The sequence below is a fragment of the Nocardioides sp. NPDC057772 genome, assembly GCF_042798075.1.
Taxonomy (GTDB): domain Bacteria; phylum Actinomycetota; class Actinomycetes; order Propionibacteriales; family Nocardioidaceae; genus Nocardioides.
Genome location: NZ_JBHVKN010000064.1, coordinates 1 through 24,883, shown reverse-complemented (window position 1 = coordinate 24,883; position 24,883 = coordinate 1). Strand labels below are relative to the sequence as shown.

Sequence of the window (24,883 nt, the reverse complement as noted above, 5' to 3'; positions counted from 1 at the left end):
ACAGTGTCATGCGACCGGACTGGCGACCGGGTCGGCGATCGGGTTGGCGAGCGTGCCCGCGAAGATGAGCGACTCGGCCTGGTCGGTGATGTCGACCATCTGCAGCGTGTTGCGCAGCTGCAGCCGGTTGAGGCACGAGTGGCGGAAGCGCGGGCGCAGGAAGTCGTAGCGCGCGACCGCATCGGCCAGCTCGGGGTGGTCAGCGGCGTGGTCGACGATGCACGCCCGGGCCTCGGCCCAGAACTCGGTCTCCGGCAGCACCCCTTCATCATCGAGGATCGCGGCGACGTAACGCAGCACACCGTCGAAGATGTCGGTGTGGACCGCGAGCGCCTTGACGTCGTCGGGGAAGGAGCCGCGGATGCGGGAGACCTCCTCGGGCAGCGGCAGGTCGCCCATCACCGCCACCTCCTCACCGATGTCCTTCATGAACATCCGCACCGGGACGTGGTCGCGCAGCACCATCACCAGGTTCTCGCCGTGCGGCATGAACGCCAGGTCGTACGCCAGCAGACAGTGCACCAGCGGCCGCAGATAGGCGTCGAGGTAGCTGCGCACCCACTCCCGGGCGGGCAGGCCCGAGGCACGGACCAGCTCGGCCGCGTACGAGGCACCGGCGGCGTCGCGGTGGAGCAGCGCCGCCATCGTGGCGCACCGCTCGCCCTCGGCGAGCCGCGGCACCGGGGACTCGCGCCACAGCGCGGCGATCATCTTCCGGTAGGGCGACGGGTTCGGCAGAGCGTGGAAGATGTCGCCGGTCCAGCCGATCGAGGCGAGCTCGCGCAGCACACCGAACCCGCGCTCCTTCAGCTCCGCGTCGCTCTCGACCAGGTCGGCGACCCAGTCGTTGATGACCGGGGTCGCGGCCATGTAGGCCGGCGAGAGCCCGCGCATGAAGCCCATGTTCTGGATCGACAGCGCGGTCTTGACGTAGTGGCGCTCGGGACGGCTGGTGTTGAAGTACGTCCGGATCGACTGCTGCGGGCGGTGGACGTCCTCACCCTCGCCGACCAGCACGATCCGGCGCGCCGCGACGTCGGCAGCGAACGTGACCGCCAGCTTGTGGCGCCACTGCCATGGGTGGACGGGCAGGTAGCGGAACTCGTCCGGGTCGAGGCCGAGCCCGCGCAGCTTCGCCGCGAACCGGGCCAGCGTCGCCTCGCCGAGCTCGTCCGCATAGAGACGGTCCTCGTCCACCCCGCGGCCGAGGGCCAGGTGGGACTGGTCCCGGGAGACGGCGACCCACAGCAGGCTCAGGTCGTTGCTCGTCTCCGGCGCCCAGCGGGCGTGGTCGTCGATGTCGAAGCCGATCCGGCCGTTGTTGGCGACGAAGGCCGGGTGGCCCTCGCTCATCGCGCCCTCGACGCTCTGGTGGTCGGCGTCGACCAGGTCGGCCGCCGTCAGGGTCTGGTGCTCGAGCTTCCAGCAGGCCGAGGCGATCGTGGCCGACAGCTCCTCCAGGTAGGTCGGCAGCAGCGTGTCCGGGATGCCCAGGTCGGGTGCGAACTCGGCGACGAACGCCTGCGCGTCGACGACGTCCTCCGCGTCTCGTGCCTCCCCGGTGCGTCGCACGATCGAGCCCGGGTCCACGACCCAGTGGTCGAGCATGAAGCGACGCGCGGAGAACGCGTACGTCGAGGACGGTCCCGGCAGCTCCCAGCCGCTGTCGGTCTCGACGGGGGCGATCAGCCGCTCGTGGCTGAACTCCGCGATCGCCTTGGCGACCAGGTGCCGGTGAGCGACTCGCAGGTTCTCCGGGCGCAGGTGGGCGGCGGCGTACATCTCCCGGGTGCAGACCGAGAGCATCGCGGTCTTCTCGCCGAGGCTGATCTCGCGCAGCTCGACGAAGCCCGCCTCGGTGTTCTTGCGGCGGATCGGCTCGTTGCGTACGTCGGGCTCGACCACCACGCGACGGACGCCGGGGTCGGCGAAGCAGTGCCGCATGACCGCCCGGAAGACCCGGGTCGTGTAGCCGGAGACCGGCTCGCCGGACGTGGGCGCGACCAGGACGTGCATGCCCAGGTCACCGTCGGCCAGATCAGGCAGGTGCGTGATCCCGGCGAGCTCGCTGCGGGCCGGGTCGTAGGTCTCGACCAGGAACGCCGGCACGCCGTCGACCCGGCCGAGCCAGGCGTCGTGGTGCGGGTGACCTGCGATGCGCGCGTACTCCGCGGCGACGTCCTCCAGCGTGGCGTCGAGCATCATCCAGTACGCCGAGCGTGGGTGGGTCACCCAGGAGTGGACAGTGCCGAGGTGGGCCTCGATCTCGAGTGGTTCGATCGTGATCCTCATCGGTTCTCCTCCGTCGGCTGGAGCCTGCTGGGCTGAATTCTGAACCGGTCCGGGACCCCGAACTCCTGGAAGGCGACCCGCTTCTCGACCGGGTAGGGCTCCCGGCCGAGGATGGCGGCGAGGATCACCGAGCTGCGATAGGCACCCATGCCGAGATCGGGGGCGACGAAGCCATGGGTGTGCTCCTCGCCGTTCTGCACCCAGATCTCGCGGTCGGCGGTATCGACCGAGAAGGTCGGGCTGGCGGCGTAGCGCCCCTGCTCGTCCAGGCGGATGCGGTCGCGGATCGGCTCCAGGAAGTCCGGGATGCCGGCGCGGTAGCCGGTCGCGAGCACGAGCGCCTCGGTCGACATCTCGTAGTCCTCCTCCTGCTCCACGTGGTGGAGCGCGAGGTGGTAGCCGTCGTCGGTGCGGGTCACCCCGCGCACCTCGGTGTTGGTCAGCAGCGTGGTCTCGGCCGCCTCGGTGACCGACCGGGTGTAGAGCGCCTCGTGGATCGCGTCGATCGTGTCGCCCGAGATGCCCTTGTAGAGGCTCTGCTGCGACTTCAGCAGCCGATCGCGCTTCTCGGACGGCAGCGACTGGAAGTAGGCGGAGTACTCCGGCGAGGTCAGCTCGAGGGTGAGCTTGGTGTACTCCATCGAGAAGAACCGCGGGCTGCGGGTCAGCCAGGCCAGCTGGTAGTCGTGGTCGGGTTGGGCGTTCAGCAGGTCGAGGTAGACCTCGGCGGCCGACTGGCCGCTGCCGACCACGGTGATGCTGCTCCGGGCGACGAGCTCGTCCTTGCGGGCGAGGTACTCCGCGCTGTGCAGCGCCGGCCCCTCGGCCGCCACGGCCTCGGCCGCGCAGTCCGGGACGCGAGGGGTCGTCCCGGTCCCGAGCACCAGCCGTCGGGTCCGATGCGTCTCGCCGGAGGCGGTCGTGACGACGTACGTCTCGCCGTCGTGCTCCACGGAGGTGACCTGCTGCCCGAACTGGACCGAGCCGAGCTGCGAAGCGACCCACTGACAGTACTGGTTGTACTCACGCCGGTGAGGCAGGAAGTTCTCGCGGATGTAGAACGGGTAGATCCGGCCGGTCTGCTTGAGGAAGTTGAGGAAGCTGAACCGCGAGGTCGGGTCGGCCATCGTCACCAGGTCGGCGAGGAACGGCACCTGCAAGGTCGCCTCGTCCAGCATCATTCCGGGGTGCCAGTCGAACCGGTCGCGGCCCTCGAGGAAGAGACAGTCGAGCTCACTGATCGGGTCGGCGAGGGCAGCCAGGCCGAGGTTGAACGGGCCGAGCCCGATGCCGATCAGGTCGTGGACGTGAGCGGATGTGTGGGGAACGTTCATCGGACGACCTCCGGGACGGGACGATCCAAGGACAGTCCGAGCGCACGAACCTGCTCGATGATGTCGAGGATGTCCGAGACGGTGGCCTTGGGGTTGAGCAGGGTGAGCTTGAGGAACTGACGGCCGCCGACCTTGGTCGCGGCGACGACACCGCGTCCACCGCTCCACATCTCCGCGCGGATGCGGCGGTTGAGGTCGCCCAAGGCGTCCTCGTCCAGGTGCGGATCGACGTAGCGGAAGACGACGGTGGAGAGCTGTGAGGGCGTGACGACCTCGATGTCGGGCTGGACGCTGAGGATGTCGTAGACCTCGCGGGCCAGGTCGATCACGGTCTCCAGGTAGGCACCGATCTGGTCGGCACCCATCGTGCGCAGGGTCAGCCACAGCTTGAGCGCGTCGAAGCGGCGGGTGGTCTGCAGAGACTTGTCGACCTGGTTGGGGTTCTCCGACTCGCGCGGGTTGAGGTAGTCGGCGTACCAGGAGGCGTGCTGCAGGGTCGCCAGGTCGCGGACCAGGAGCGCGCTGGAGGAGACCGGCTGGAACCAGGTCTTGTGGTAGTCGATCGTGACCGAGTCGGACCGCTCGATGCCGTCGAGCAGGTGACGGTACTTCGGCGAGGCGAGCAGTCCACCGCCGTACGCCGCGTCGACGTGGAACCAGACGTTGAAGTCCTGGCAGGCGTCGGCGATGGCGTGGAGCGGGTCGATCACCCCGAAGTCGGTGGTGCCCGCGGTGGCGACGACCGCCGCCGGGACGAGGCCATCGACGACGCACTCGTCGAGCGCCGCGCGCAGGGCGACCACGTCCATCCGGTGCTCGGCGTCGGTCGGGATCGCGATCGCGGCAGCGTCGCCCATGCCCAGCAGGCGGGCGGACTTGGCGATGGAGAAGTGGCTGTCCGCGGAGGTCAGGAAGCGCAGCCGGTCCAGAGGTACGCCGCGGCGCTCCGCCTCGCCGCGGGCCAGGAGCAGCGCCTGCAGGTTGGACTGGCTGCCGCCGCTGGTGAAGATGCCGTCGCGGGTCGCCTCCGGGTAACCGGCGCGGGCGGCGGTCCAGTCGATGAGACGGCGTTCCATGAACGTGCCACCGACGGACTGGTCGAAGGTGTCCATCGAGGTGTTGACGGCCGCGATCAGCAGCTCCCCGACGAGGGATGGGATGACGACCGGGCAGTTGAGGTGAGCGGCATAGGACGGCTCGTGGAACCAGACCGCGTCCTTGAGCCACAGCCGGCTGACCTCGGCCAGCGCGGCAGCGCTGTCGACGAGCGGGTTGTCCAGGTCGACCTCCGCGACCGGTTCGGCGGCCGCCTCGGGCGAGATTCCGGTGGTGGGTCCTTCGAGCGTGGCGAGCTGGTCGACGAGCAGTCTGATTGCTTCGGTGATCCCGCTGGTGTACTCACGAGCATTGTCGGGGTGGAACAGATGCTCCAAGTGCGGTGCGCTCACTGGTCTCCTTCGACACGGGGGTGATTAGGTTAGGCGAACCTAAGTGAGGCTACCCTAATCGCATCCCCGCCAGACAGGTGGGCCAGAGAGAGGACGATCACACCCGTGCCGAACTCCCCCAGCCAGGCCGCTCGCGTGCTCGTGGGCTTCGCCTTCGCCTCGCTCGGCAACGGCCTCACCCTGCCGTTCCTGTACGTCTACATGGCCCAGGTCCAGGATCTCGGGTCATCGACGGCCGGCTGGATGTTCGCCTGGATGGGCGTGGTCGGCCTGCTCGCCGCCCCCGGGGTCGGAGCGCTCCTCGACCGCTTCGGTCCTCGACCCGTCCTGATCGGCGCACTGGTCCTGGAGTCGATCTCCATCGGGTCGCTCGGCTTCGTCGACGGCACCGTGCCCACGATGGCGGTGCTCGCCGGCGTGGTCGTCGGCGCCTCCCCGCTGTGGCCGGGCACGACGACCATGCTGGCCGCGATGGTCCCCGCCGCCGACCGCGAGCGCGCCTACGGCTTCGCCTTCCTCGGGCTGAACGCGGGCATCGGCCTGGGCGGCCTGGTCAGCGCGTTCCTCGTCGACGTCGAGCGCCCGGAGACCTTCCAGACGCTCTACCTGTGCGACGCCGTCGCCTACCTCGCGTACGCCGCGGTGCTGGCGCTCCTGGTCCGCTCCCCCGCCCGGCCCGCCCGGGACGACGCGGACGACGCCACCGCCGGCTCCTGGGGCGAGGTGCTGCGGGACCGGCGGGCGGTGGCCCTGGTCGGCTGCGGCGTGCTCGCGGTGACCTTCGGCTACGGGCAGCTCGAGGCCGGCGCCACCGCCTACGCCGTGGACGTGGCCGGCGTGCCGGCCTCCGCCCTCGGCTGGGCCTTCGCCGCGAACGCCGCCGTGATCGTCTGCGGGCAGTTCGTCCTGCTGCGGCTCACCTCCGGGTGGCGGCGTACGACCGCCCTGGCATGTGCCGTGCTGACCTGGTCGCTCGCCTGGAGCGTGCTCGCTGCGGCGGACCTGCTGCCCGTCGCGGGTGCGGTGGCAGCGGTCGTGATCGGGCTGGCGATCTTCGGCCTCGGCGAGACGCTGTGGGCGCCGATCGTGACCGGGCTGGCGAACACCATCGCCCCCGACCACCTGCGCGGCCGCTACAACGCCTCCCTCGGGCTCACCCTGACCCTCGGCCAGATCCTCGGGCCGGCACTGGCCGGCTCCCTCATCGGCAGCGGCCTCGGCCACCTGTGGGCGTTCGTCGTGATCGGCGGCACCCTCACCGCGGGCCTGGTGCTGACCCGCCTCCGCTTCCTGCTCACCGCGGCCGAGGACCGCGCCCAGGAGCCCGAGGCGGTCCCCGAACCGGTCGGGGCGGGTCAGCTCGAGTAGGGCACGGCCTTCGTGGCGTCGGTGTGCCAGTTGGTACCGATCGGCTGATCGACCTCGGCGGTGCTCGGCAGCTTCAGGGACACCGGATCCATGTCGCCCTCGCCCGCGGAGACGATGATCTCCTCGAACTGCACCCCGCCCTCCTGGGGTCCACTGTGCGGGTTCACCCCGGCGTAGGCCTTGATCGAGCCGGTCATCGTGATCGGCTCGCCCTCGGCCTGTTCGCTCGGCATCACGTCGCCGGCGACGTCCGAGCCGAAGCCCGCCTCGATCGTCCGGCCCGCGAGGGTGCAGGTCACGCCGGGCTTGGCCGTCGCCGTCACCAGGTAGTAACCGCCCGCTTGGGATTGCTCGGAGACGGTGAAGTTCAGGTCGCCGGTGGCGCAGGCGCCGCTGGAGTCCTCGGTCGGCTCGGTGCTGGGCTCGGTGCTGGGCTCGGGGCTGGGCTCGGTGGTCACCTCCGCGGACGGGCTGGGGCTGGTCTGCGCCCCCGCGCCATCGGCGGTCTCGGAGGAGCATCCCGTGGCCGCGAGGGCGAGGAGCGAGCTGGCGAGGACGAGCGGCGCGACAGTGCGCCGGATACGGAGAGGCACCTGCTGAATCTATACAGACCCGGCAGCTTCCTTTACGTATCCCAGCCGCCCGCGCGTGGCGAGGACGATGACGGCCGCCACGATCCCGGCCGCGAGCAGCACCGCGAGCTGGAACCGGTCGGCGTCGACGTCCGGGAAGAGCTCGCTAGAGGCGACCGAGGCGTAGTTGTTGACGCTGGTGTGCAGCAGCATCGCCAGCGGCAGGCTCTGCCCGGTGCGGTTGAAGACCCAGGTCATGACGATGCCGAAGGTGAAGCAGAAGGCCGTGAAGACGAGCGGGGCGTACCAGCTCACGTCGGGCCAGCCGGCCCAGTCGGTCAGGAACAGCGGCATGTGCCACAGCGCCCAGATCGGCCCGAGCACGAAGGCGGACCCGAGCGGCCCGACCTTCCGCTGCAGCCGGGGCAGGGCGAAGTCGCGCCAGCCTGGCTCCTCGGCGAGACCGGTGGTGATCATCTGCAGCAGGAGCCCCGGAACGTACGCCACCAGCACGATCAGCCACGTCTGCGACGGCTCCGCCATCTGCCCACCGACGGCCTGGGTCGCGACGATGATCGCGGCCGGCACACCGATCAGGATGCCGGCGTACCAGCGCCAGCTCGCCCGCCACCGCCACATCCCGCGAACCCAGGCGCGCAGCCCGGCCCGGCCGCCGGCGATCGCGGTGACCAGCGCGGCGCTGCCGATCGGGCCGAGGTAGGCGCCCGGGAGCATCCCGAGGAGCTGGCCGCCGATCGCGCCGCCCGGGAAGGTGAGGTCCCAGAGGCCGAGCCCGCTGTTGGACAAGATGTAGGGGGTCCAGGCCAGCCAGCTCGCGGCAAGGGCGAGGACGAAGAAGGTGGAGAGCTGGTGGCGGCGTACGAATGCTCGTAGGCCTTGGTCCGGCTGGATCACAGGCGTCGTCGTGGTCATGGTCGTTCCCTTTCGAGTTGGGTCGATTCCGTGACCCGAACCTAGGAATCGGAGCGCCCCTGTCGCGCCGGGCAAAAGGGCGAACCGTCGTACTTGCATCGAAAGATGCTGGTGACCAGGACCGGTTGCGTAAAGGATGATCGCGTGAACGATGTGACGACACGGATGGTGCCGCGACTGCTCCCACCCGCGGTGGTCTGGCTGCTCACCATGGTGCTGCTGGTGGTCGCACCCGGCTTCGACTCCGCCGACCCGTCGGTCGCGGGCTCCCCGGCTCTCGGCAGCGCCGGTTGGTGGGTCGCGCTCGCGATGCTCACCGGCCAGGCGGCGGTGCTCCTCGCGCGGCGTTCGCGGCCGTTGGCGGTGCTGCTGGTCGTGGCCGCGGGCGCGGTCGCCCTGGCGGCGAGCGGAGCGGGGGACGCCACCAGCCTCTCCTCGGCCGCCGTGGTGGTCGCGGTGTGGTCGGCGGTGACCTCGGCCCCGCTCCCCCGCCGGATCCGTGCCCTCGCCGGAGCGTTGACCGGTGCCGCGCTGCTGGTCGCGTCCGGCACGGCCCTGAGCCAGGTGACCATCGGCCTCGCTCCCGGCACCGCGGTCGTCGCCGGCCTCGTCCAGGGCGTGGGCGTGGTCGTTCTGCCGGCGCTGCTCGCCGCCACCGTCCGCGCGCGGCGCGATGCCCGGGAGGCCCGGACCGACCTCGCCCTCGCCGTCGACCGCGAGCAGTCCGCCCAGCTCGCCGCGGCGATCGCGGAGGAGCGTACGGCGATGGCGCGCGAGCTCCACGACATCGCCGCCCACCACCTGACCGGGATCGCGGTGATGACCGGCGCGGTCGAGCGGCAGATCGACACCGACCCGGCGGGTGCGAAGGAGTCCGTACGCCAGGTGCGCACCCAGAGCACCGCGATGCTGCGCGAGCTGCGCGGGCTGGTCACGCTCCTGCGGAGTCCCGGGCAGGCCGAGGCAGCCAGCGGGCAGGAACGGCTCTCCCATCTCGCCGACCTCGTCTCCGCGGCACGCCGTTCGGGGCTCGAGGTCTCGCTCTCGACGCTGGGCTCCGGCTCCGTCGAGGCGGTCGGACCGCTCGCCCAGCTCTCCGCCTATCGCACCGTGCAGGAGTGTCTCGCCAATGCGGCGCGGCACGCGCCGGGAGCACGGTGCGAGGTGGTGCTCGACTCCCGGGAACCGGACGTCGTGGTGGTGACGGTGCGCAACGAGCCGCCGCCCGGTTTGGTGCCGTCAGGATCCCCGAATCGGCGTGGCCTCGGCCTCGTCGGGATGCAGGAGCGCGCCGACCTGACCGGCTCGACGCTCGAGGCCGGTCCCACCGCCGAGGGCGGCTGGCAGACCCAGCTCCGGATTCCCGCATGATCCGGGTCGTGATCGCCGACGACCAGCCGCTGGTCCGTGCCGGGCTGCGTACTCTGCTCGAGACCGAGCCCGACATCGAGGTCGTCGCGGTGGTCGAGGACGGCGCGAAAGCCGTCGAGCAGGCGCTCGCGCTGCGCCCCGACGTCGTCTGCATGGACATCCGGATGCCGGGCCGCGACGGCATCAGCGCGACCCGCGAGCTCTGCGGCCCCGACGTCGCCGACCCGATCCCGGTGCTGGTCCTGACCACGTTCGACATCGACGACTACGTCTTCGGCGCCCTCGAGGCCGGTGCCTCCGGCTTCCTGCTCAAGGACGCCGACCCCGACGCCATCGTCGCCGCCGTCCGCTCCGTCGCCGCCGGCCACGGCACCCTCGACACCTCGCTCACCCGACGGGTCCTGCGCGAGGTCGTCACCCGCCGGCGTACGCAGCCCGTGACCGCCGCCCGCGGCAGCGAGCTCCTCACCACCCGAGAGCTCGACATCCTCCTGCATCTCGCCGAGGGAATGTCGAACGAGGAGATCGCCCAGGCTCTCGTCCTCGAGGTCTCCACGGTCAAGTCCCACCTCGCCCGGATGATGCCCAAGCTCGGCGTCAAGTCCCGGCTGCAGGCCGCCGTCTGGGCCTACCAGTCGGGGCTCATCGGATGGCGGTAGGCGCTTCTTCCTGGGGCTCAGGAGTCAGCCGGGGCCGGCTTGACCGCGAGCACCGGGCAGGTGGCGTCGAGCAGGATCCGCTGCGCGGTGCTGCCGAAGACCAGCTTGCCGACCGGCGTACGGGTCCGCAGGCCGAGGACGATCAGGCGGGCGTCGAGGCGCTGAGAGACCTGGATGACGGTGTCGCTGGGGTCTCCCAGGTCGCCGCGTTCGACCTCGACCCGGCCGGCGAGGTCCGGCCAGCTGGCCTCGAGCTCGCCCACGTCCGGGACTCGCTCCCCGCGTACGGCCGGGACGATGACCACCGTCTCGCCCTCGCGGGACTCGGTGGCCGCAGCCGTGACGGCGGCATGTCCGGGTGGGGTGTCGGCGTAGGCGACGACGATGGTCATCGGCGTTCCTTTCGGTGATGCGTGGACGGGTGGGAGGTCGGCGCGGTCACTGCAGCAGACCCATCGGCAGATCGACCGGCAGCAGGGAAGGCAGCGCCAGGAGCACGGCACCCAGGACGAGGGTGTAGATGATCGCCGTGCGCGGGCGGGTGCGGGCTGCGTACAGGAGGAACAACGGTGTGAACACCAGGGTCGCCGCGAGGTAGCCGCCGACCATGACGAGGACCAGGAACACCGCCATCGCCGCGAAGGTGCGGGCCCCGACCATCAGATCGTGGCGGCGGGCCAGGGCCCGGGCATCGAGCCTCGGTTCGACCCGTGTGGCCAGCATGGTCGCCCCGGAGGAGCCGGCCGGCGCGTCGACGACACCATCACCGCCTCGCGCGACACCCCTTCTCCTGGCCCGGATCTCCTGCCAGGTCAGGACGCCTGCGGCGACCAGGCCGCCCAGTGCGACGAGCCGAGGCATCAGCTGTGCTTCGTCGGAGAAGGACCCGCTCACCCACAGTGCCCCGGCGAAGAGCAGCACGGCGACCACGGCGACACCGAGGGACCAGGGCGTACGCGCCAGCGAACCCTCCAGCTCGTCCGCGTCCTCGTCGGCGCTGGCGTGCTCGTCCCGGTGACCGTCGTCGACGGATCCCGAGGCCCGGCGAAGCCGCTTGACCAGCGACCACAGCACCGGCACGACCAGCAGCGCAGCGAACGCGAGCACACCGGGTCGTGCGACCCAGGAGGCACCGTCGTACAGGCTCGCGGTCAGGTAGTAGTAGCGCTCCATCGGGATGGCCAGCACGAAGCCGATCAGGAACGGGGCCCGCGGCATCCCGGTCGCCTTGAGGAAGAAGCCGGCCACACCGAGCGCGACCATGACCCACAGGTCGCCGAGCTGGCCACCCTCCTGGAAGGCGCCCAGGAGCATCACCACGAGGAGACCGGGGCCGAGCACTGCGAACGGAACCTTGGTCAGCTTCGCCAGCGACCCGGTGGCCAGGAAGCAGAGGAAGGCTCCGGCGACCGAGGCGATCGCGAACGCCCACACGATCAGGTACATCAGGTCGAGATGGTCGGTGACGATCGCCGGCCCAGGCTGGATGCCGTACGTCAGCAGCATCCCGAGCAGCATCGCCGACGGCACACCTCCGGGGATGCCGAAGAGGAAGGTCGGGATCAGGTCGCCGGCCTCGACGGAGTTGTTGGCGCTCTCGGGACCGACGATGCCGCGAGGGTCGCCCTTGCCGAACTTGCGCTTGTCCTTGGCGGTGGCGACGGCCTGCCCGTAGGCGAGCCAGGTGCCGGCGGTGGCGCCGACGCCGGGGAGGACGCCGGCCCAGATGCCGATCAGGGCGCCCCGGATGACGTGGGTCCAGTGGGTGATCCACTCGCGGATGCCGGATCCCCAGCCGCCGGAGAGCTCCACGGGCTTCTCGGTCACCCGTCGCTGACCGACGCGGCTGGCGATCTCGGCGAGCCCGAACACACCCAGCGCGACGGCGACCAGGGAGATGCCGTCGCTGAGGAACAGCGACCCGAAGGAGAACCGCTCCTCGGCCGTCGTGGGCGAGGTGCCGACGAGTCCGAGCAGGAGGCCGAGCAGACCGGCGGTCAGCCCCTTGACGACGTTCCCGCGCGAGAGCACCGCGGCGAGCGACACGCCGAGGATGGTCAGCATGAATAGCTCCGGGCTGCCGAAGGACAGCACCAGGGGCCGAGCCAGCGGGATGGCGAGGGTGAGCCCGACCGCTCCGATCAGGCCGCCGGCCATCGAGGAGAGGAAGGCGAGGGAGAGCGCCCGTTTGGCCTGTCCCTGTCTCGCCATGGAGTAGCCGTCGAGCATCGTCACGCTGGCCGAGGCCGATCCGGGTGCACCGAGCAGCACGGCGGCGACGGTGTCCGAGGTGTGTACCACGGCCAGTGCGCCGATGAGCATCGCGAGAGCGGGTTCGGGGTCCATGCCGAACGTGATCGGGAGCAGGATCGCCACCGCGCCGGTGCCGCCGAGGCCCGGGATCAGCCCGATGACCAGACCGGCGACGACGCCGACGGCGAGCATGATGAGGAGTGAGGGGTCGGCCAGGGAGGCGAGGGCCGAGAAGGCTGCGTCAGTCATGTGTCTGCCCTCAGTCGATCGTGATGTCGTAGTCGGTCTCGAGCAGCTCGAGGACGTCCTCGCGGACGCTCTCGTCCACCCGGTACGCCTCGCCGATCCGGTCGGCGAGGTCGGGTGAGGCGTCGAGCGGGTAGCCGCCGAGCACCTCAGCCGCGGACTTCTGGAACGCAGGGTCCGCGCCCATCTCGTCGGCCGTCGAGCGCAGCAGCTCGACCGCCTCGTCCGGTGTGTCCTCGGGCGCCCAGAGCGCCTTCTGGTACGTGTAGGTCAGCGCCAGGATGGCGCGGTAGGTCTCCAGCGCCTCGGCGTCGGGCTGCTCGCCGTGGAGCTTCTCGTACACCTCGACGACGGTCGGCAGATCCGGGAAGTTGGGATCGCGCACGATCTCGCCGTCCTCGTCCACCTGCCCGAGCGAGAAGAGCGGCACCGCGGTGCCATCTTTCACCAGCGGCTCGACCGCAGGCTCGTACGAGGAGGTCGTCTGGTAGTCGATGTCGACCTCGCCACGCTGCAGCGCGAGGTTCACCGGGCCGCGGCCCTCGAAGCCGAAGGTCGCATCGATGTCGGCGGAGAGGAGGTCGAAGGCCAGCATCGTGGTGAGGTCGAGGCTGGTCGCCGCGATGCCGCCGAAGATGAGCGGTTTGTCGCGGTTCACGAGATCCTCGACACCGCGTACGCCGGCACCGGTCCGGGCGTAGACGACCGCCCCCGTGCCGTTGGCCAGGATCGGCCGGAGCTTGTTGAAGTCGTAGCGCACCGACGGCATGTCGAGGAGGTAGGGCACCACCGTGGAGGCGGTGCTGACCAAGACCTCGGTCCCGTCGGTCTTCGCCGAGGTCATGAAGTGGTTGGTGCCGAGGATGCCCTCGCCGCCGTCGTCGTTGACCGGAGCCAGGCCCGGGGAGCCCGGCACCGCCTCGGTCAGCTCGGCGCCGACGAACCGCGCCCAGGTGTCGGTGCCGCCGCCCTCGGCCAGCGGGATCATCATCTCGACGGTCTCACCGGAGTAGTCGCCGTCGGCCGTGGAGGCGGCGGGGTTCAGGACGTCGCCGCCCAGGACGGAGACGCCGACCGCCAGCGCGGTGAAGCCTGCGAGGACGGCGCCGGCGAGCCGTGGAGTCGGCGCGGGGCGTTCCGGCGGGTCCTGGGTGGGGCCGGCATCCTCGTCTGCGGTCGTGGCCACGTCCTCTTCTTCGACGTGCTGGGTCATGAGTTCCTCCAGGTGAAGCGAGCCTCACACGGGCATCCCGTGTCAAGGGGTCAGATGGTTAAGCCGATGCGGACGGCAGCAAGGGCGGGTCCGGCAGGACCACGGAGCCGTGGGCGAGACGGCGGTAGGTGCGTACGACGCCCACGACGGGAACGCCGTCGTGCTCCTCGGCGAAGGTGCTGACGCGGCCCGCGGGCGTGCCGAGCCGCAGGCCGGTGGCCGGTCGGCCCTCGGGGACGAGGTCGTGCACTACCGTTCCGGGGGCGTCGGCGGCCAGCGTCAGGGCGACCGAGCCGGTGACCGGGACCGCCGGGTGGAAGCGCCCCATCGACAGCATGCGTACGGTCAGGTCGGTCCGCTCCGCGCTCGCCGGGTCAGGTGCGGCGACCAGCGCGAGCTTGGGCACGGCCCGCGCGACCGCCTCCGGGGTCGGGGCGAGCCCCATCAGGACGCCTGCCTCGCGGCGTACGGCATCGAGGCGTGCCAGGAGACCCGGCACGGCGTCGAGGTCGGCGATGTCCTCGTCACCGCGCACACCGAAGTCGGCGGCCTGGGTCGCGACGACGGGAGCGCCGGCGTCGACGAGGGTGACGACCACGCCGCCCACCGCCTCGGACAGGGTGTCGCGCTGATGTCCCGTGGGGAAGAGGTGTCCGGTGCTCCGGCCGGCCGGGTCGACGAACCCCATCCTCACCGGTGCGCCGAGGAAGGGGACGCCGGGAATGGCCTCGGAGGCCCCTTCGTCGAGCATGCCGCCGGGGGTGGGGACGCGCTGCACGATGAGCTGGTCGGTGTTGGTGTTGAGGACCCGGACCGCCGTCTCGGACGCCCCGGGCCGCACCCACCCCTCCCTGATCGCGAACGACGCGACCACCGCGGAGCAATTGCCGCAATTGCTCCCCCAGTCGACCTTGGCCTCCTCGATGCCGACCTGGGCGAACGTGTACTCCACGTCCACGCCGGACGTCTCCGAGGGAGCCAGGATGACCGCCTTGCTCGTGGTGGACGTGCCCCCACCGACCCCGTCGACCTGACGGTGGTCGGGGCTGCCGTAGATCCGCAGCAGCACCTCGTCGACGGACAGATCCGGGACCTGCAGGTCGTCGCGACGGAAGACCCAGCACTTGCTGGTGCCACCCCGCATCCATGTCGCGGCGATCTCGCGCATGTTGCCTCCTGAGCCGAGTCGTCCGGACTCTCCGGACCTCCACAGACTGGAGCCGGGTGACTTGTAGCACAATCACGAATCTGAACATGATCATGTAGCAAAACTGCATGCTCAGAAGACGCCGCCTCGACGTCCCTGCGTCCGGCCGAGTGTCGTCGCGGCTGAAGCAGCACTGCACGTGTCTACATGGTCATGTAGAAGAGCTTCATGCAGACTGGGGCCGTGCTCGACATCAAACGGCTCCAGATTTTGTTGGCGATCGTGGAGGAGGGATCCGTGACCAGCGCGGCCACCGCGCTGGGCTACACACCGTCCGCGATCTCGCAGCAGCTCCTGAGGCTCGAACGCGAGGCCGGGCAGCCGCTCCTCGACCGCCATGCCCGGGGAATGACCCCGACCGACGCGGGCCTGGTGCTCGCCACCCACGCCCGCAAGGTCCTGCGCCAGCTCGCGGCCGCCGAGTCGGACCTCGCCGACATCGCCGGGGTACGTCGCGGCAGCGTGACCCTGGGCACCTTCCCCACCATCGGCAGCTCGTTCCTACCGCTCGCGGTCCGGCGCTACAAGGAGCTCTACCCCAACATCGCACTGACCATCCACAGCGGCCGCGAGGACGACCTCGTACGCATGCTGGAGGAGGGCAAGGTCGCCATGTCGCTGCTCTGGGACTACGCCTGGGAGCGGGTCGACAACGACGAGCTGGTGCTGACCGAGCTCTTCACCGACCCCACCGTGCTGCTCGTCGGGGCCACCCACCGCCTGGCCCGGCGGCGTACGGTGCGGATGGCCGACCTCGCCGAGGAGCCCTGGATCATCCGCGCGGGCGGTCATCCAGTCGTCGAGGTGCTGCAGCGCAGCGCCGTGGCGGCGGGCTTCAACCCGACCATCGCGTTCCAGGCCAACGACTACCAGGAGGCCCAGGCCATGGTCAGCGTCGGCCTCGGGATCGCGCTCGCCCCCAGGACGGCAACCGTCAACCAGCATCCCGACGTGCGCGTCATCTCCCTGGGCGACACCGCTCCCCCGCGGCGCATCCTCGTCGCCCACCGCACGGGCCGGGTCCGCAGCGCCGCCGAGCTCGCCCTGCACGACGTGCTCGTAGAGACCGCCTCGACCTACTCCTGAAGCAGCGCCGGATCAGCCCGTCAGCGGGCGAAGGCCGATCTCGGTCAGCCGACGGCCCCGGCGACGGAGCAGGTCCTGGAAGGCGGCCGCGAGCGTCGAGGGCCGGCGGTCGAGCCAGCAGGCACCGATGTGGCGCACTGCCTCCGGGTTGGTCAACGGCACCTCGACACAGCCGGTGGCACCGTGGGGATCACGGGGCGCCAGGCTGACCCCGAGGCCGGCGGAGACCAGCCCTCGGAGGGTGGCGAGGTCGTCGCCCTCGAAACCGATGGTCGGTGTGACGCCGCTGGCCTGGGCGAGCTCCTCGAGCAGCGTACGCATCCCATAACCGCGCTTCATGCAGATGAACGTCTCCTCGGCAGCCTCCTCGAAGCTCACCCGGGCACGTGTCGACAGCCGGTGGCCGCTCGGTACGACGAGGACGAGGGGCTCGGTGTGCAGCCGCCACTGGCGCATGCCGGAGCCGTCCTCGAGCGGCGAGATCAGGGCGACCTCGGCGGTGCCGTCGGCGACGGCCGCCAGGCACCGCGGACGCGAGGTCTGGATCAGGTCGACGGACGCGCCCGGATGCTCCTGGAGGAACGCCTTGACCAGCGCCGGCACGACCCGTTCGCCGAGCGTGCTCTGGAAGGCGAGGGCGATCCGGCCGCGGGCGCCTGACTCCTGGGCCTGCACCGCCTCGATGCCGGCCGTGGCGGCCGCGACGGCGGCCGCGGCATGGGGTGCGAGCGCCTCTCCGGCGCGGGTCAGCCGCAGGCCTCGACCGTGCCGCTCGACCACGTCCACGCCGAGCTCTCTGCCGAGCCGGGCGAGCATGCGGCTCACCGTGGGCTGGGGCATCTGCAGCAGATCGGCCGCGGCGAGGGTCTGGCCCGTCTCGGCGAGCGCAGCGAGGGCGGGAAGCATCGGCAGTACGTTTCGGGCAGTGACGTCCACGGCGCCATCTTATGCATTCGAGCATTCTTCATCGGTCAGACATGCATTGGACGCATGGTCTCGACCTTCCTAGCGTGACGTTGGTGAGGGAACAGGCCGATCCGGGATACCGACGTGTGCTGATCGCCCTCGTCGCGATCGGGATGACGACGTTCGTGCAGCTCTACTACCCCCAGGCGCTGATCCCGGCGCTCAGCCGCGACTTCGCGGTCGACGCCTCGCACGCCGCGCTGACCGTCTCCGGAGCGACGATCGGGCTCGCCGTCGCCGCGCTCGGCTGGTCGTGGATCGCCGATCGGATCGGCCGAGCCAGGGCGATGACGATCGCCATCGTGACCGCCGCGACCATCGGGCTGGTGCTCCCATTCGTGACCTCGTTCTCCGTGCTCGTGCTCCTCCGGGTCGGGCAGGGCATCGCCTTGGGCGGCACCCCGGCGCTCGCCATGGCCTACCTGGACGACCGGGTGAGCCGACACCGCGCCCTTGCTGCGGGGGCGACGTACATCTCCGGAACGGTGCTCGGGGGCGTGACCGGCCGTCTCATCGCGGCGCCGGTCGCCGACGTGAGCGACTGGCGCGTAGCCGCCCTGGTGGCCGGCGGCGTCAGCGCACTCGGCGCTGCCGTCGCCGTCGCCGCCCTGCCACGCGATCGCCCCGGTGCGGCGACCGCGTCACTGCCGACCGGCGTATGGACCGGGATGGTCGCCAACCTGTCCGACCCTCGCCAGCTGGCGCTCTACGCGCAGGGCTTCCTGCTGATGGGCGCTCAGGTCGCGGTCTTCAACTACCTCGGCTACCGGCTCGAGCTGGAGCCGTTCGATCTCCCGCCGTCGCTGACCGCGGTGATCTTCCTCGCCGGGCTCTCCGGCGCGGTATCGGCACGGCTGGCAGCCACGCTCGCCGCGCGCTTCGGTCGCAGACGCGTACTCCTGGCCTCGTCGCTGACCATGGCCGCCGGCGCCGCACTGACGATCCCCGACCGGCTGACCTCGGTCCTGATCGGGCTGTTGCTGTTCGCGACGGCCTACTTCGCCGCGCACTCGATCGCATCGGGCTGGGTGGGCCCGATGGCGACCAGCGGCGTCGCCCAGGCCACCTCGCTCTACACGCTGTTCTACTACGCCGGCTCCAGCCTCTTCGGCTGGCTCGGCGGCCTCGCCTTCGCTGGCGGCTGGACCGGCACCGCAACCATGGTCATCGGGATCGTCCTGATCGCTTCTGCCGCGGCCCGCACCCTCTTGCCCTGCTCCTCCAGCGAAGTCAGTGCGCAGACACCACCGAGGACGTACGCAGCTCCGCGCTGACCAGCGAGACGATTGTCGCCGTATCGTGAACCAGCACGGTCGGCCTGTCATCCGCTCCAGGCCACCACCGTCGGAACACGAACCCGAGGAGAAGCCGATGACCAGGACCTATCGCGTCAACAGCGGCACCCGCCTGGTCAACCGCGCGTTCGCGGCGATGACCAGGCTGGGGCTGGGAAAGTCGTACCGGCACATCCTCACCGTCCCAGGCCGCCGGACGGGCACACCCCACTCCACGCCCGTCGATGTCATGGCCCGGGATGGGGAGCGCTGGCTGGTCGCCGCCTACGGCGTCACCAACTGGGTGCACAACGCCCGCGCCGCCGGCCGGGTCACACTCAGCCGGGGCGGTCGCTCAGAAACGGTGCACGTCACCGAGCTGGACCCGTCGGCCAGCGTTCCCGTGCTGCGCCAGTACCTGCGCGAGGTGCCGGTAACCAGGCCCTACTTCGCCGTGACCGCGGACTCCCCCGACGAGGACATCGCAGCCGACGCACACCGGCATCCCGTCTTCCTGCTCAGCGCCGCCGACGTCGCCGCGGTGGACTGATCTTGTGGTGGACGCAAAGGGACTCGAACCCCTGACATCCTCCTTGTAAGGGAGGCGCTCTACCAACTGAGCTATGCGTCCGAAGCGCCCCAAGAGTACGCGATCAGGGGCGGGCCCGGCGAACCGGGCCGACGTACCAACCCTGAAATGGAAGTTGAGCCGCTGACGTCTCGGGTCATCAGCGGCTCAACACCTATAGATTAGATCCCGCCCCAGGCATAGGAAAAGCGATGTAACCAGCCTGTTAACGGACCTTGGATGCCTCGTAAACTACCTGCTCAGACGGCCGCATGGAGCTGCCGGAGGTGCTCCTCGAGGTCACGGCCGTCGGCGTTGGCGTTGTGCACCGACCAGCGCACCAAGCCCGACTTGTCGATGATGTAGGAGGACCGGAGTGGGGCGCCGGTGCGCTCGTTGAAGACGTCGTAGGCCTTGGCGACGTCGCCGTGCGGCCAGAAGTCGGAGAGCACCGGGAAGTTGAGCCGGTCGGTGTCGGCGAACTGCCGGATCGCGTAGACCGGATCGCACGAGATCGCCAGGACCTCGGTGTCGAAGGTGACGAACTCGTCGAGCCGGTCGCGCAGCCCGCTCATCTCTCCGGTGCACACACCGGAGAATGCGAACGGGAAGAAGAAGATCGCCACGGCCTTCTTGCCGTGGAAGTCCGAGAGCGTGACGTCGGCGCCGAACTGGTCGCGGAGCGTGAAGTCCGGAGCCGGTCCGCCGATCTGAAGTCCACTCACTGCCCTGCCGCCCTCTCGCCGTTCGATCCTGCTGCCTCGATGTTCCAGGTGGCCAGCTCGCGCCGGAGCACCTTGCCCGTCGCGTTGCGTGGCAGAGCGTCGGTCACGACGATCTCCCGCGGCACCTTGAAGCGAGCAAGATTCTCCTTGACCCAGTCCTTGAGGACCGCATCGACGCCGTCCTCGGTGCCGGGCACCACCACGACGAACCCGCGCAGGCGCTTGCCGAAGTCGGCGTCGTCCACCCCGACGCAGGCCGCGTCGGTCACGAGCGGGTGGCGCATCAGGCAGTCCTCGACCTCCTGAGGGAAGACGTTCTCACCGCCGGAGACGATCATGTCGTCGTCGCGACCCTCGACGTAGAGCCGCCCGTCGGGCCCGAACCGCCCGACGTCGCCGGTGGCCATCAGACCGTCGACGACCTCTTTGCCGCCGCCGCTGGTGTAGCCCTCGAACAGCAGCCCGTTGCCGACGAAGATCCGGCCCGCCTCACCGTCGGGCACCGGCACACCGTCGCCGTCCAGGATCCGCATCCGGGTCCCCCACGGCACCTTGCCGGCCGAGGTGGGCGCCTCGCGCAGGTCGACGGGGTCGGCGATCGAGGCGTAGGAGACCTCGGTCGAGCCGTAGACGTTGTAGAGGCTGTCGCCGAACCGGTCCATCCACTCCAGCGCCAGATCACCGGGCAGCGCGGACCCCGAGGACGCCACGGCCTTGAGCCGGGAGCCGATCCCCTCCAGGTCGTACGCAGCCAGGGTCTCCTCCGGCAGCGACAGGATCCGCTGCATCATGACCGGGATCACCACGAACGAGTCAGCCTCGGTCTCGGCCAGGGTCGCCAGCGCGTCCTCCGGGTCGAACCGGCGGCGCAGGATCATCGTGGTGCCGAGCAGCTCGGCGAAGAGCAGGTGGGCGAGCCCCCAGGTGTGGAAGAGCGGCGCCGCGATGAAGCACCGCCACCCGTCCTTCATCGGCATCCGTGACATCAGCGCGACGGCGGCGTCGAACCCGGCCTCCGGACGCGGAGCCGACTTGGGCGCCCCGGTCGTGCCGGAGGTCAGGATCACGATCCTCCCGTGCCGCTTCGGCGGCGACACCGGACGCGCGTCGCCGGAGACCAGCGACTCGAGCGTCTCCCCGGGGTCCTCGGAGTCGACCCAGGCCACCAGCCGCTCGGCCGTGGTGGCCGAGGACAGCAACCCGGTGAACTCCTCGTCGTGGATGATCAGGGCAGGCTCGTCCCGCTCCAGCACCCCGACCAGCTGCGGACCCGCGAAGGCGGTGTTGAGGTAGAGCGCGTCGGCACCCAGCTTCGCGACCGCCAGGGTCGCGTCGATGAAACCGCGGTGGTTGCGGCACATGATCGCGACCCCGTCGCCCTCACCGATCCCCCGGGCAGCCAGGGCCCGGGCGATCGCGTTGGAGCGGCGGTCGAGGTCGGCGTACGTCAGCGAGCCCAGCTCGTCGATGATCGCGGTGCGGCGCGGGTAGCGGTGGGCGAGGCCGATGAATCCTCCGGCCGGCCCGGTGCCCCAGCGCGCGAGCGCCAGACCGGTCCGCGCGAGCCCGAGGGGGCTGACCGGCCGGACGATGCCGGAACCGGCCAGGATCTTCGCCGCGGATCCGGCGGTGCGTGCCTTGGCAGCCGTAGTCGAGAACACCGTTGGGAGTCTAACGTCGCTCACGCGAAGACTCCTGCGAGTGTCCAGCGACCCCGAGAACCGCCGCCATCAGGCAGGTGTCTTCGGCGCCAGCAGACGCGTCGCGGCCCAGTCCTTGCTCACAGATGCGGTGGTGGTCTGGGACAGTCCGGCGATCGGCGCCGCCTCGGCGATGTCGGCCGGGTCGACCGCACCGGGGCGGCCCACCTTCGGCGTCAGCAGCCAGATGACCCCGCCGCCGACGAGGTCGGTCAGCGCGTCGACGAGCCCGTCGACCAGGTCACCGTCGTCATCGCGCCACCACAGCAGCACGGCGTCGACGACATTGCCGTATTCGCCGTCGACCAGGTCTGCGTCGACGGCGTCTTCGATGGCGACCCGCAGCTCGTCATCAGTATCGTTGTCCCAGCCCAGTTCCTGGATGACCATGCCGGACTTGAGGCCCAGCCGGTCCGCAGGCCCTGTGGCTGCGGTCGAGCTCACGTGTCTTTCCTCCCAAGGCTTGGTGTCCACGCCGCTTGCATGGACTTGGTTGGTGGTAGTCCAGCGGAGAACGCTGGTCCACGCAACCCCACCCGCCTGTCATCCGCTAGATAACGGCGTGTCGCACGTGTTTTCAGGCCCTCGGATCGAGCAGATGGAGCAGTACGTTGCGATCCTGAGCCGTGCCGGCCGACGGGTGCTCGGCAAGCGGCACGTTCGGAGCCTGCCAGTCGTTGGCCGACAGCTCGCGGGAGAGCGAGGCGAGGTGGTTGACCTCCTCGATCGAGCCGCTCCACCGGGCCGGACCGGCGTGGTCGAGCATGGTGGTGGCGATGGTGAGCACGTCGCCGTCGGAGATGAGCTCGACCACCCGGCCCTGCTGCGGCCAGTCGATCAGCGACGGCGCGGTGACCTCCCACCAAGAACCATGGGGCTTCACGGCCGTACGGTGGGTGTGCCCGTTGAGCCAGAGGACCGCGCTCTCGTGACGTGAGACGGTCTGCTCGATCTCGTCGCCCAGCACCCGGCGGCTGCCCGCTGCGCCGCTCATGTCGTTGACCAGCGAGGCCACGTCGTGGTGGCTGGCGATCACGGCGAGCCGCTCGTCGTAGTCGGTGGAGGCGAGCACCGCGTCGAGCCATTCCAGCTGCTCGGCGTCGATCGACCCCTGGAAGCCGCCGGCCGGGTTGACCGTGTCGAGGACGACGAAGGTGACCTCGTCGTTGACGTCGTAGCGGTAGTAGGACTCGCCGCCGGCCTTGAACCCGTGGCCCGCCGGCTTCGCCTCGTCATGCACGTGGGAGTCGACGAACTCCTGCAGGGTGGTCTGCCGGCGGCGCCGGTCGGGGGTCACCTCGTAGGGCTCCAGCTCGGCCAGCATCCCGAGCGCCACCGGGTCGCCGGAGAACAGCCCTGCGATCAGCTTCGCCTTGGCCTCGTCGGTCCAGTGCTCGGGCATGGCGATCGCCTTCAGGCCGCCGACCGCGACCTCGCCGATGGCCGTGTTGCCGGGCACGGTGCCCTGCAGCATCGCGTCGTGGTTGCCGTTGACGGCCAGCCACGGCACCTCGAGCCCGGGAGAGTCGATGGCGCGGCGTACGGCCTTCAGCAGCCCGGGGACGAGCGGGAACCCGTGGTCGCCCCGGCGCATGTCGTACGTCTCGCCCTGGGGGTGCCAGAAGCGCTTGTCGGGCAGGACCGCGACGCCCTCGTAGTGCAGCATGTCGCCGGAGTCGGGGATCAGCCGGCCGCCGTCGAGCAGCGTGAGATACCAGTCGAGCTCGTTGAACTGCCCGTTGTCGGTGTTGTCGCCGGTCGCGATCGCCAGGTCGAGCGGGCCACCACCGACGGGACCCTCGGTGATCTCGTTGATCGCCTCGACCATGGCCGCGCCGACCTGGGCGGTCAGCAGCTCCTGGGCCCGGTACGTCCCGATCTCCTCGATCAGCTCTCGAGTGGAGGTGTCGGGGTCCATGAGCCGGTCCAGGACCTCGACCCGGGCCGGCGACTGGTGGTCGCAGATGTGCATATCGGAGAGGTGGGCGACGGTGAGCACCGGGTCGCCCAGCTCCTCGGGCTTCCGGGCCAGGTCGGTGCGCGAGATGTGGCGCTCCTGAGGGCCTTCGGCCAGACGTACGTAGGTGCCCTTCCGGCCACCCGCGACGATCCGTCCGCTCTCGCTCGTGACACCCATCTGAAGCCGCCTCTTCTCCCTCAGGACCGGCCGCCGCGGTCCGTGCGCGAACGATACTCCCAGGCACCACGCCGCTGCGGTCCCGGTTGGTGGAGATGTCTCGTGCTCGAACAGATCAGGCGACAAGCGTGAGCGGCGGGTCGAGGTCGTTGCTGACGTCGATGGTGCCGATCGGGCTGACGACGTACTCGTAGCCGTGGGGGCTGTGCCATCGGTAGGTGCCGGCTCGGATGCGGTGGTAGCGCCAGCCGTGGTGGGTCTTCATCCGGTGGTGTCGTCGGCACAGCGGGGTGAGGTTCTGGCTGGTGGTCCGACCACCAGCGGCGTATGGGTGGCGGTGGTCGAGGTCGCACCGCTCGGCACGGGCCTGGCAGTACGGGAAGGAGCACTTCTCGTGGATCAACGCGGCCTGGCGGCGCTGCCGGGCGGTGGGGACGTAGCCGGCCGCTTCGATGTCCTCGGCCAGGTCGACCACGATGACCGGTTTGACCACGGTCCCGGGGGTGGCGGCCCATTGCTCGAGGCGTTCGATGCTGACGAGGCCACGGGTGTTGTCGAGCTGTGCCAGCCCGGTGTCCGCGAGGGCGCGGGTGTCGGTGTGGATGACGAGCTCGACGACCCTTGCGACACCGGGGACGCCGTCGAGGGACCCTGAGTTGTAGGCCCTGCCCAGGATCCCGAGCGCGGCAGCGCGCCGTACGTCCAGGCTCGCCCCGGCGTAGTCGTCGTGGTCGAGAAGACCGTGCGCGATCGCTGAAACAGCCTGCTCCAGGTCCAGGGCGTCCGCGGCGTCGAGGACGCCGTCGACATGGCCCAGCGCGAGGACCGCTTGGCCTTGCTCGGCACCTGTGCCGACAAACGGGAAGGTCTCGTTGGTCGTGATCGTGACCGACCGGCGCTGGACCGCATCCGTCTCGGCGACCGCAGCAGCGACGTCGGGCTCGAACATCGCCGCCGCCTGCGTGATCGCGCGCTCGAGCTGGACCGGCCCCATCTGATGAGCGTGTGGTCCGACCTGCTGGTCCACCCACGCCACCACCTCGGCATCAAGACCCCGCGTCAGGTCCGCGATCCGACGCGCCCGCCAGGCCAACAGGGACCCGTCGAGGATCCGCGCCCACACGTGCTTGAGCCGGTAGCGCAGCTCGACCGCGTCCCCGAGGAACCTCTTCCCCGCCTGGGTGGAGCGCCCCAAGACGGCGGCGAACTCGACGGCCGCGGCCTCGGACACCAACGGCGCCCCGGGTCCAGCCAGGGGCAACATCCGGTCCCCGAACGAATCCCCGTCCAACCGCGCCGCATCCTCAGGAGTGTCGACCGAATGCAGCGCCGCGAACCGTGCGGCAGCGATCAACACGTCCCGGTCAGCCTGCTCCGCGACCGCCCGAGACGTACGCACCACAGCCAGCAGACCGCTGGTGGTGCCGTCGGGGTCGAGGAGTGCTTCCATGCCCCACATTTTACCAGGGAGCAGCGTCGTATAGCCCATTGTTTTCGCAGGTCAAACGGCATATTTGCGTCAGTTTCGACG

Annotated in this window: 21 protein-coding genes and 1 tRNA gene; 6 read left to right on the top strand and 16 right to left on the bottom strand. The window is 70.3% G+C overall.

Going from position 1 to position 24,883, the window contains the following annotated elements; all coding sequences use genetic code 11:
* Positions 1–6 precede the first annotated feature (6 nt).
* Genes ACFVJS_RS13115 through ACFVJS_RS13105 form a run of 3 tightly spaced genes read right to left on the bottom strand, consistent with a single transcriptional unit; the run spans position 7 to position 5,074 of the window.
* Positions 7–2,292 (bottom strand): GNAT family N-acetyltransferase, encoded by a 2,286-nt coding sequence (locus ACFVJS_RS13115; RefSeq protein WP_378880536.1) that lies wholly within the window; start codon positions 2,290–2,292, stop codon positions 7–9.
* Positions 2,289–3,626 carry a lysine N(6)-hydroxylase/L-ornithine N(5)-oxygenase family protein gene (locus ACFVJS_RS13110; RefSeq protein ID WP_378880534.1) on the bottom strand — a complete coding sequence of 446 codons (1,338 nt, stop codon included), beginning with the start codon at positions 3,624–3,626 and terminating at the stop codon, positions 2,289–2,291. Before ACFVJS_RS13110 ends, ACFVJS_RS13115 begins: the two co-directional genes overlap by 4 nt.
* Positions 3,623–5,074, bottom strand: coding sequence for a pyridoxal phosphate-dependent decarboxylase family protein (locus tag ACFVJS_RS13105; RefSeq protein WP_378880531.1), 1,452 nt, complete (start codon positions 5,072–5,074; stop codon positions 3,623–3,625). The genes ACFVJS_RS13110 and ACFVJS_RS13105 overlap by 4 nt, the downstream gene beginning before the upstream one ends.
* Before the next feature lie 105 nt (positions 5,075–5,179).
* Here ACFVJS_RS13105 and ACFVJS_RS13100 point away from each other — a divergent pair, with 105 nt between their 5' ends.
* The gene (locus ACFVJS_RS13100; protein ID WP_378880528.1) at positions 5,180–6,442 is read left to right on the top strand and encodes an MFS transporter; all 1,263 of its coding nucleotides are present in this window, start codon (positions 5,180–5,182) and stop codon (positions 6,440–6,442) included.
* Here the strand turns inward: ACFVJS_RS13100 and ACFVJS_RS13095 are convergent.
* Both ACFVJS_RS13095 and ACFVJS_RS13090 read right to left on the bottom strand, forming a co-directional pair.
* The gene (locus ACFVJS_RS13095; protein WP_378880526.1) at positions 6,430–7,035 is read right to left on the bottom strand and encodes a DUF4232 domain-containing protein; all 606 of its coding nucleotides are present in this window, start codon (positions 7,033–7,035) and stop codon (positions 6,430–6,432) included. The genes ACFVJS_RS13100 and ACFVJS_RS13095 overlap by 13 nt on opposite strands.
* Positions 7,036–7,044: 9 nt before the next feature.
* Positions 7,045–7,947 carry a type II CAAX prenyl endopeptidase Rce1 family protein gene (locus ACFVJS_RS13090; protein WP_378880525.1) on the bottom strand — a complete coding sequence of 301 codons (903 nt, stop codon included), beginning with the start codon at positions 7,945–7,947 and terminating at the stop codon, positions 7,045–7,047.
* Between the two features lie 144 nt (positions 7,948–8,091).
* Between ACFVJS_RS13090 and ACFVJS_RS13085 the strand changes: the two genes are divergently transcribed.
* Together ACFVJS_RS13085 and ACFVJS_RS13080 are read left to right on the top strand one after the other, a co-directional pair.
* Positions 8,092–9,318, top strand: a complete 1,227-nt coding sequence (locus ACFVJS_RS13085; protein WP_378880522.1) for a sensor histidine kinase — start codon at positions 8,092–8,094, stop codon at positions 9,316–9,318.
* The gene (locus ACFVJS_RS13080) at positions 9,315–9,977 is read left to right on the top strand and encodes a response regulator (protein ID WP_378880519.1); all 663 of its coding nucleotides are present in this window, start codon (positions 9,315–9,317) and stop codon (positions 9,975–9,977) included. Before ACFVJS_RS13085 ends, ACFVJS_RS13080 begins: the two co-directional genes overlap by 4 nt.
* Positions 9,978–9,994: 17 nt before the next feature.
* Here ACFVJS_RS13080 and ACFVJS_RS13075 read toward each other — a convergent pair whose 3' ends face one another.
* The 4 genes from ACFVJS_RS13075 to ACFVJS_RS13060 are packed head-to-tail and all read right to left on the bottom strand — an operon-like array spanning position 9,995 to position 14,857.
* The gene (locus tag ACFVJS_RS13075; protein WP_378880517.1) at positions 9,995–10,369 is read right to left on the bottom strand and encodes a universal stress protein; all 375 of its coding nucleotides are present in this window, start codon (positions 10,367–10,369) and stop codon (positions 9,995–9,997) included.
* Between the two features lie 46 nt (positions 10,370–10,415).
* Complete coding sequence (locus ACFVJS_RS13070; protein WP_378880515.1) at positions 10,416–12,479, bottom strand: tripartite tricarboxylate transporter permease; 2,064 nt, start codon at positions 12,477–12,479, stop codon at positions 10,416–10,418.
* A gap of 10 nt (positions 12,480–12,489) precedes the next feature.
* A complete protein-coding gene (locus ACFVJS_RS13065) occupies positions 12,490–13,689 on the bottom strand; it encodes a Bug family tripartite tricarboxylate transporter substrate binding protein (protein ID WP_378880512.1) in 1,200 nt (399 codons plus the stop codon).
* 58 nt (positions 13,690–13,747) lie between these two features.
* A complete protein-coding gene (locus ACFVJS_RS13060; RefSeq protein WP_378880510.1) occupies positions 13,748–14,857 on the bottom strand; it encodes a PrpF domain-containing protein in 1,110 nt (369 codons plus the stop codon).
* Positions 14,858–15,064: 207 nt separating this feature from the next.
* Here ACFVJS_RS13060 and ACFVJS_RS13055 point away from each other — a divergent pair, with 207 nt between their 5' ends.
* On the top strand, positions 15,065–15,982 hold the full coding sequence (locus ACFVJS_RS13055; RefSeq protein WP_378880508.1) for a LysR family transcriptional regulator: 918 nt from the start codon (positions 15,065–15,067) through the stop codon (positions 15,980–15,982).
* 12 nt (positions 15,983–15,994) lie between these two features.
* Here ACFVJS_RS13055 and ACFVJS_RS13050 read toward each other — a convergent pair whose 3' ends face one another.
* A complete protein-coding gene (locus ACFVJS_RS13050; protein ID WP_378880505.1) occupies positions 15,995–16,918 on the bottom strand; it encodes a LysR family transcriptional regulator in 924 nt (307 codons plus the stop codon).
* Positions 16,919–17,001: 83 nt separating this feature from the next.
* On the opposite strand from ACFVJS_RS13050, the gene ACFVJS_RS13045 reads away from it, so the two are divergent.
* Positions 17,002–18,222, top strand: coding sequence for an MFS transporter (locus ACFVJS_RS13045; protein WP_378880502.1), 1,221 nt, complete (start codon positions 17,002–17,004; stop codon positions 18,220–18,222).
* A gap of 97 nt (positions 18,223–18,319) precedes the next feature.
* Positions 18,320–18,772, top strand: a complete 453-nt coding sequence (locus tag ACFVJS_RS13040) for a nitroreductase family deazaflavin-dependent oxidoreductase (protein ID WP_378880499.1) — start codon at positions 18,320–18,322, stop codon at positions 18,770–18,772.
* 5 nt (positions 18,773–18,777) lie between these two features.
* On the opposite strand, the gene ACFVJS_RS13035 is transcribed toward ACFVJS_RS13040, so the two are convergent.
* From ACFVJS_RS13035 to ACFVJS_RS13010, 6 genes are all read right to left on the bottom strand, one after another.
* Positions 18,778–18,853: transfer RNA gene (locus ACFVJS_RS13035), tRNA-Val, on the bottom strand.
* A gap of 197 nt (positions 18,854–19,050) precedes the next feature.
* Positions 19,051–19,515, bottom strand: a complete 465-nt coding sequence (locus ACFVJS_RS13030) for a peroxiredoxin (protein ID WP_378880496.1) — start codon at positions 19,513–19,515, stop codon at positions 19,051–19,053.
* Positions 19,512–21,176, bottom strand: coding sequence for an AMP-binding protein (locus tag ACFVJS_RS13025; RefSeq protein ID WP_378880493.1), 1,665 nt, complete (start codon positions 21,174–21,176; stop codon positions 19,512–19,514). Before ACFVJS_RS13025 ends, ACFVJS_RS13030 begins: the two co-directional genes overlap by 4 nt.
* Before the next feature lie 69 nt (positions 21,177–21,245).
* Complete coding sequence (locus ACFVJS_RS13020; protein ID WP_165111741.1) at positions 21,246–21,659, bottom strand: DUF3052 domain-containing protein; 414 nt, start codon at positions 21,657–21,659, stop codon at positions 21,246–21,248.
* Between the two features lie 133 nt (positions 21,660–21,792).
* Complete coding sequence (locus ACFVJS_RS13015; RefSeq protein WP_378880491.1) at positions 21,793–23,352, bottom strand: TIGR03767 family metallophosphoesterase; 1,560 nt, start codon at positions 23,350–23,352, stop codon at positions 21,793–21,795.
* A 115-nt stretch (positions 23,353–23,467) separates the two neighbouring features.
* Positions 23,468–24,802, bottom strand: a complete 1,335-nt coding sequence (locus ACFVJS_RS13010) for an HNH endonuclease (RefSeq protein ID WP_378880488.1) — start codon at positions 24,800–24,802, stop codon at positions 23,468–23,470.
* Between the last annotated feature and the right edge of the window lie 81 nt (positions 24,803–24,883).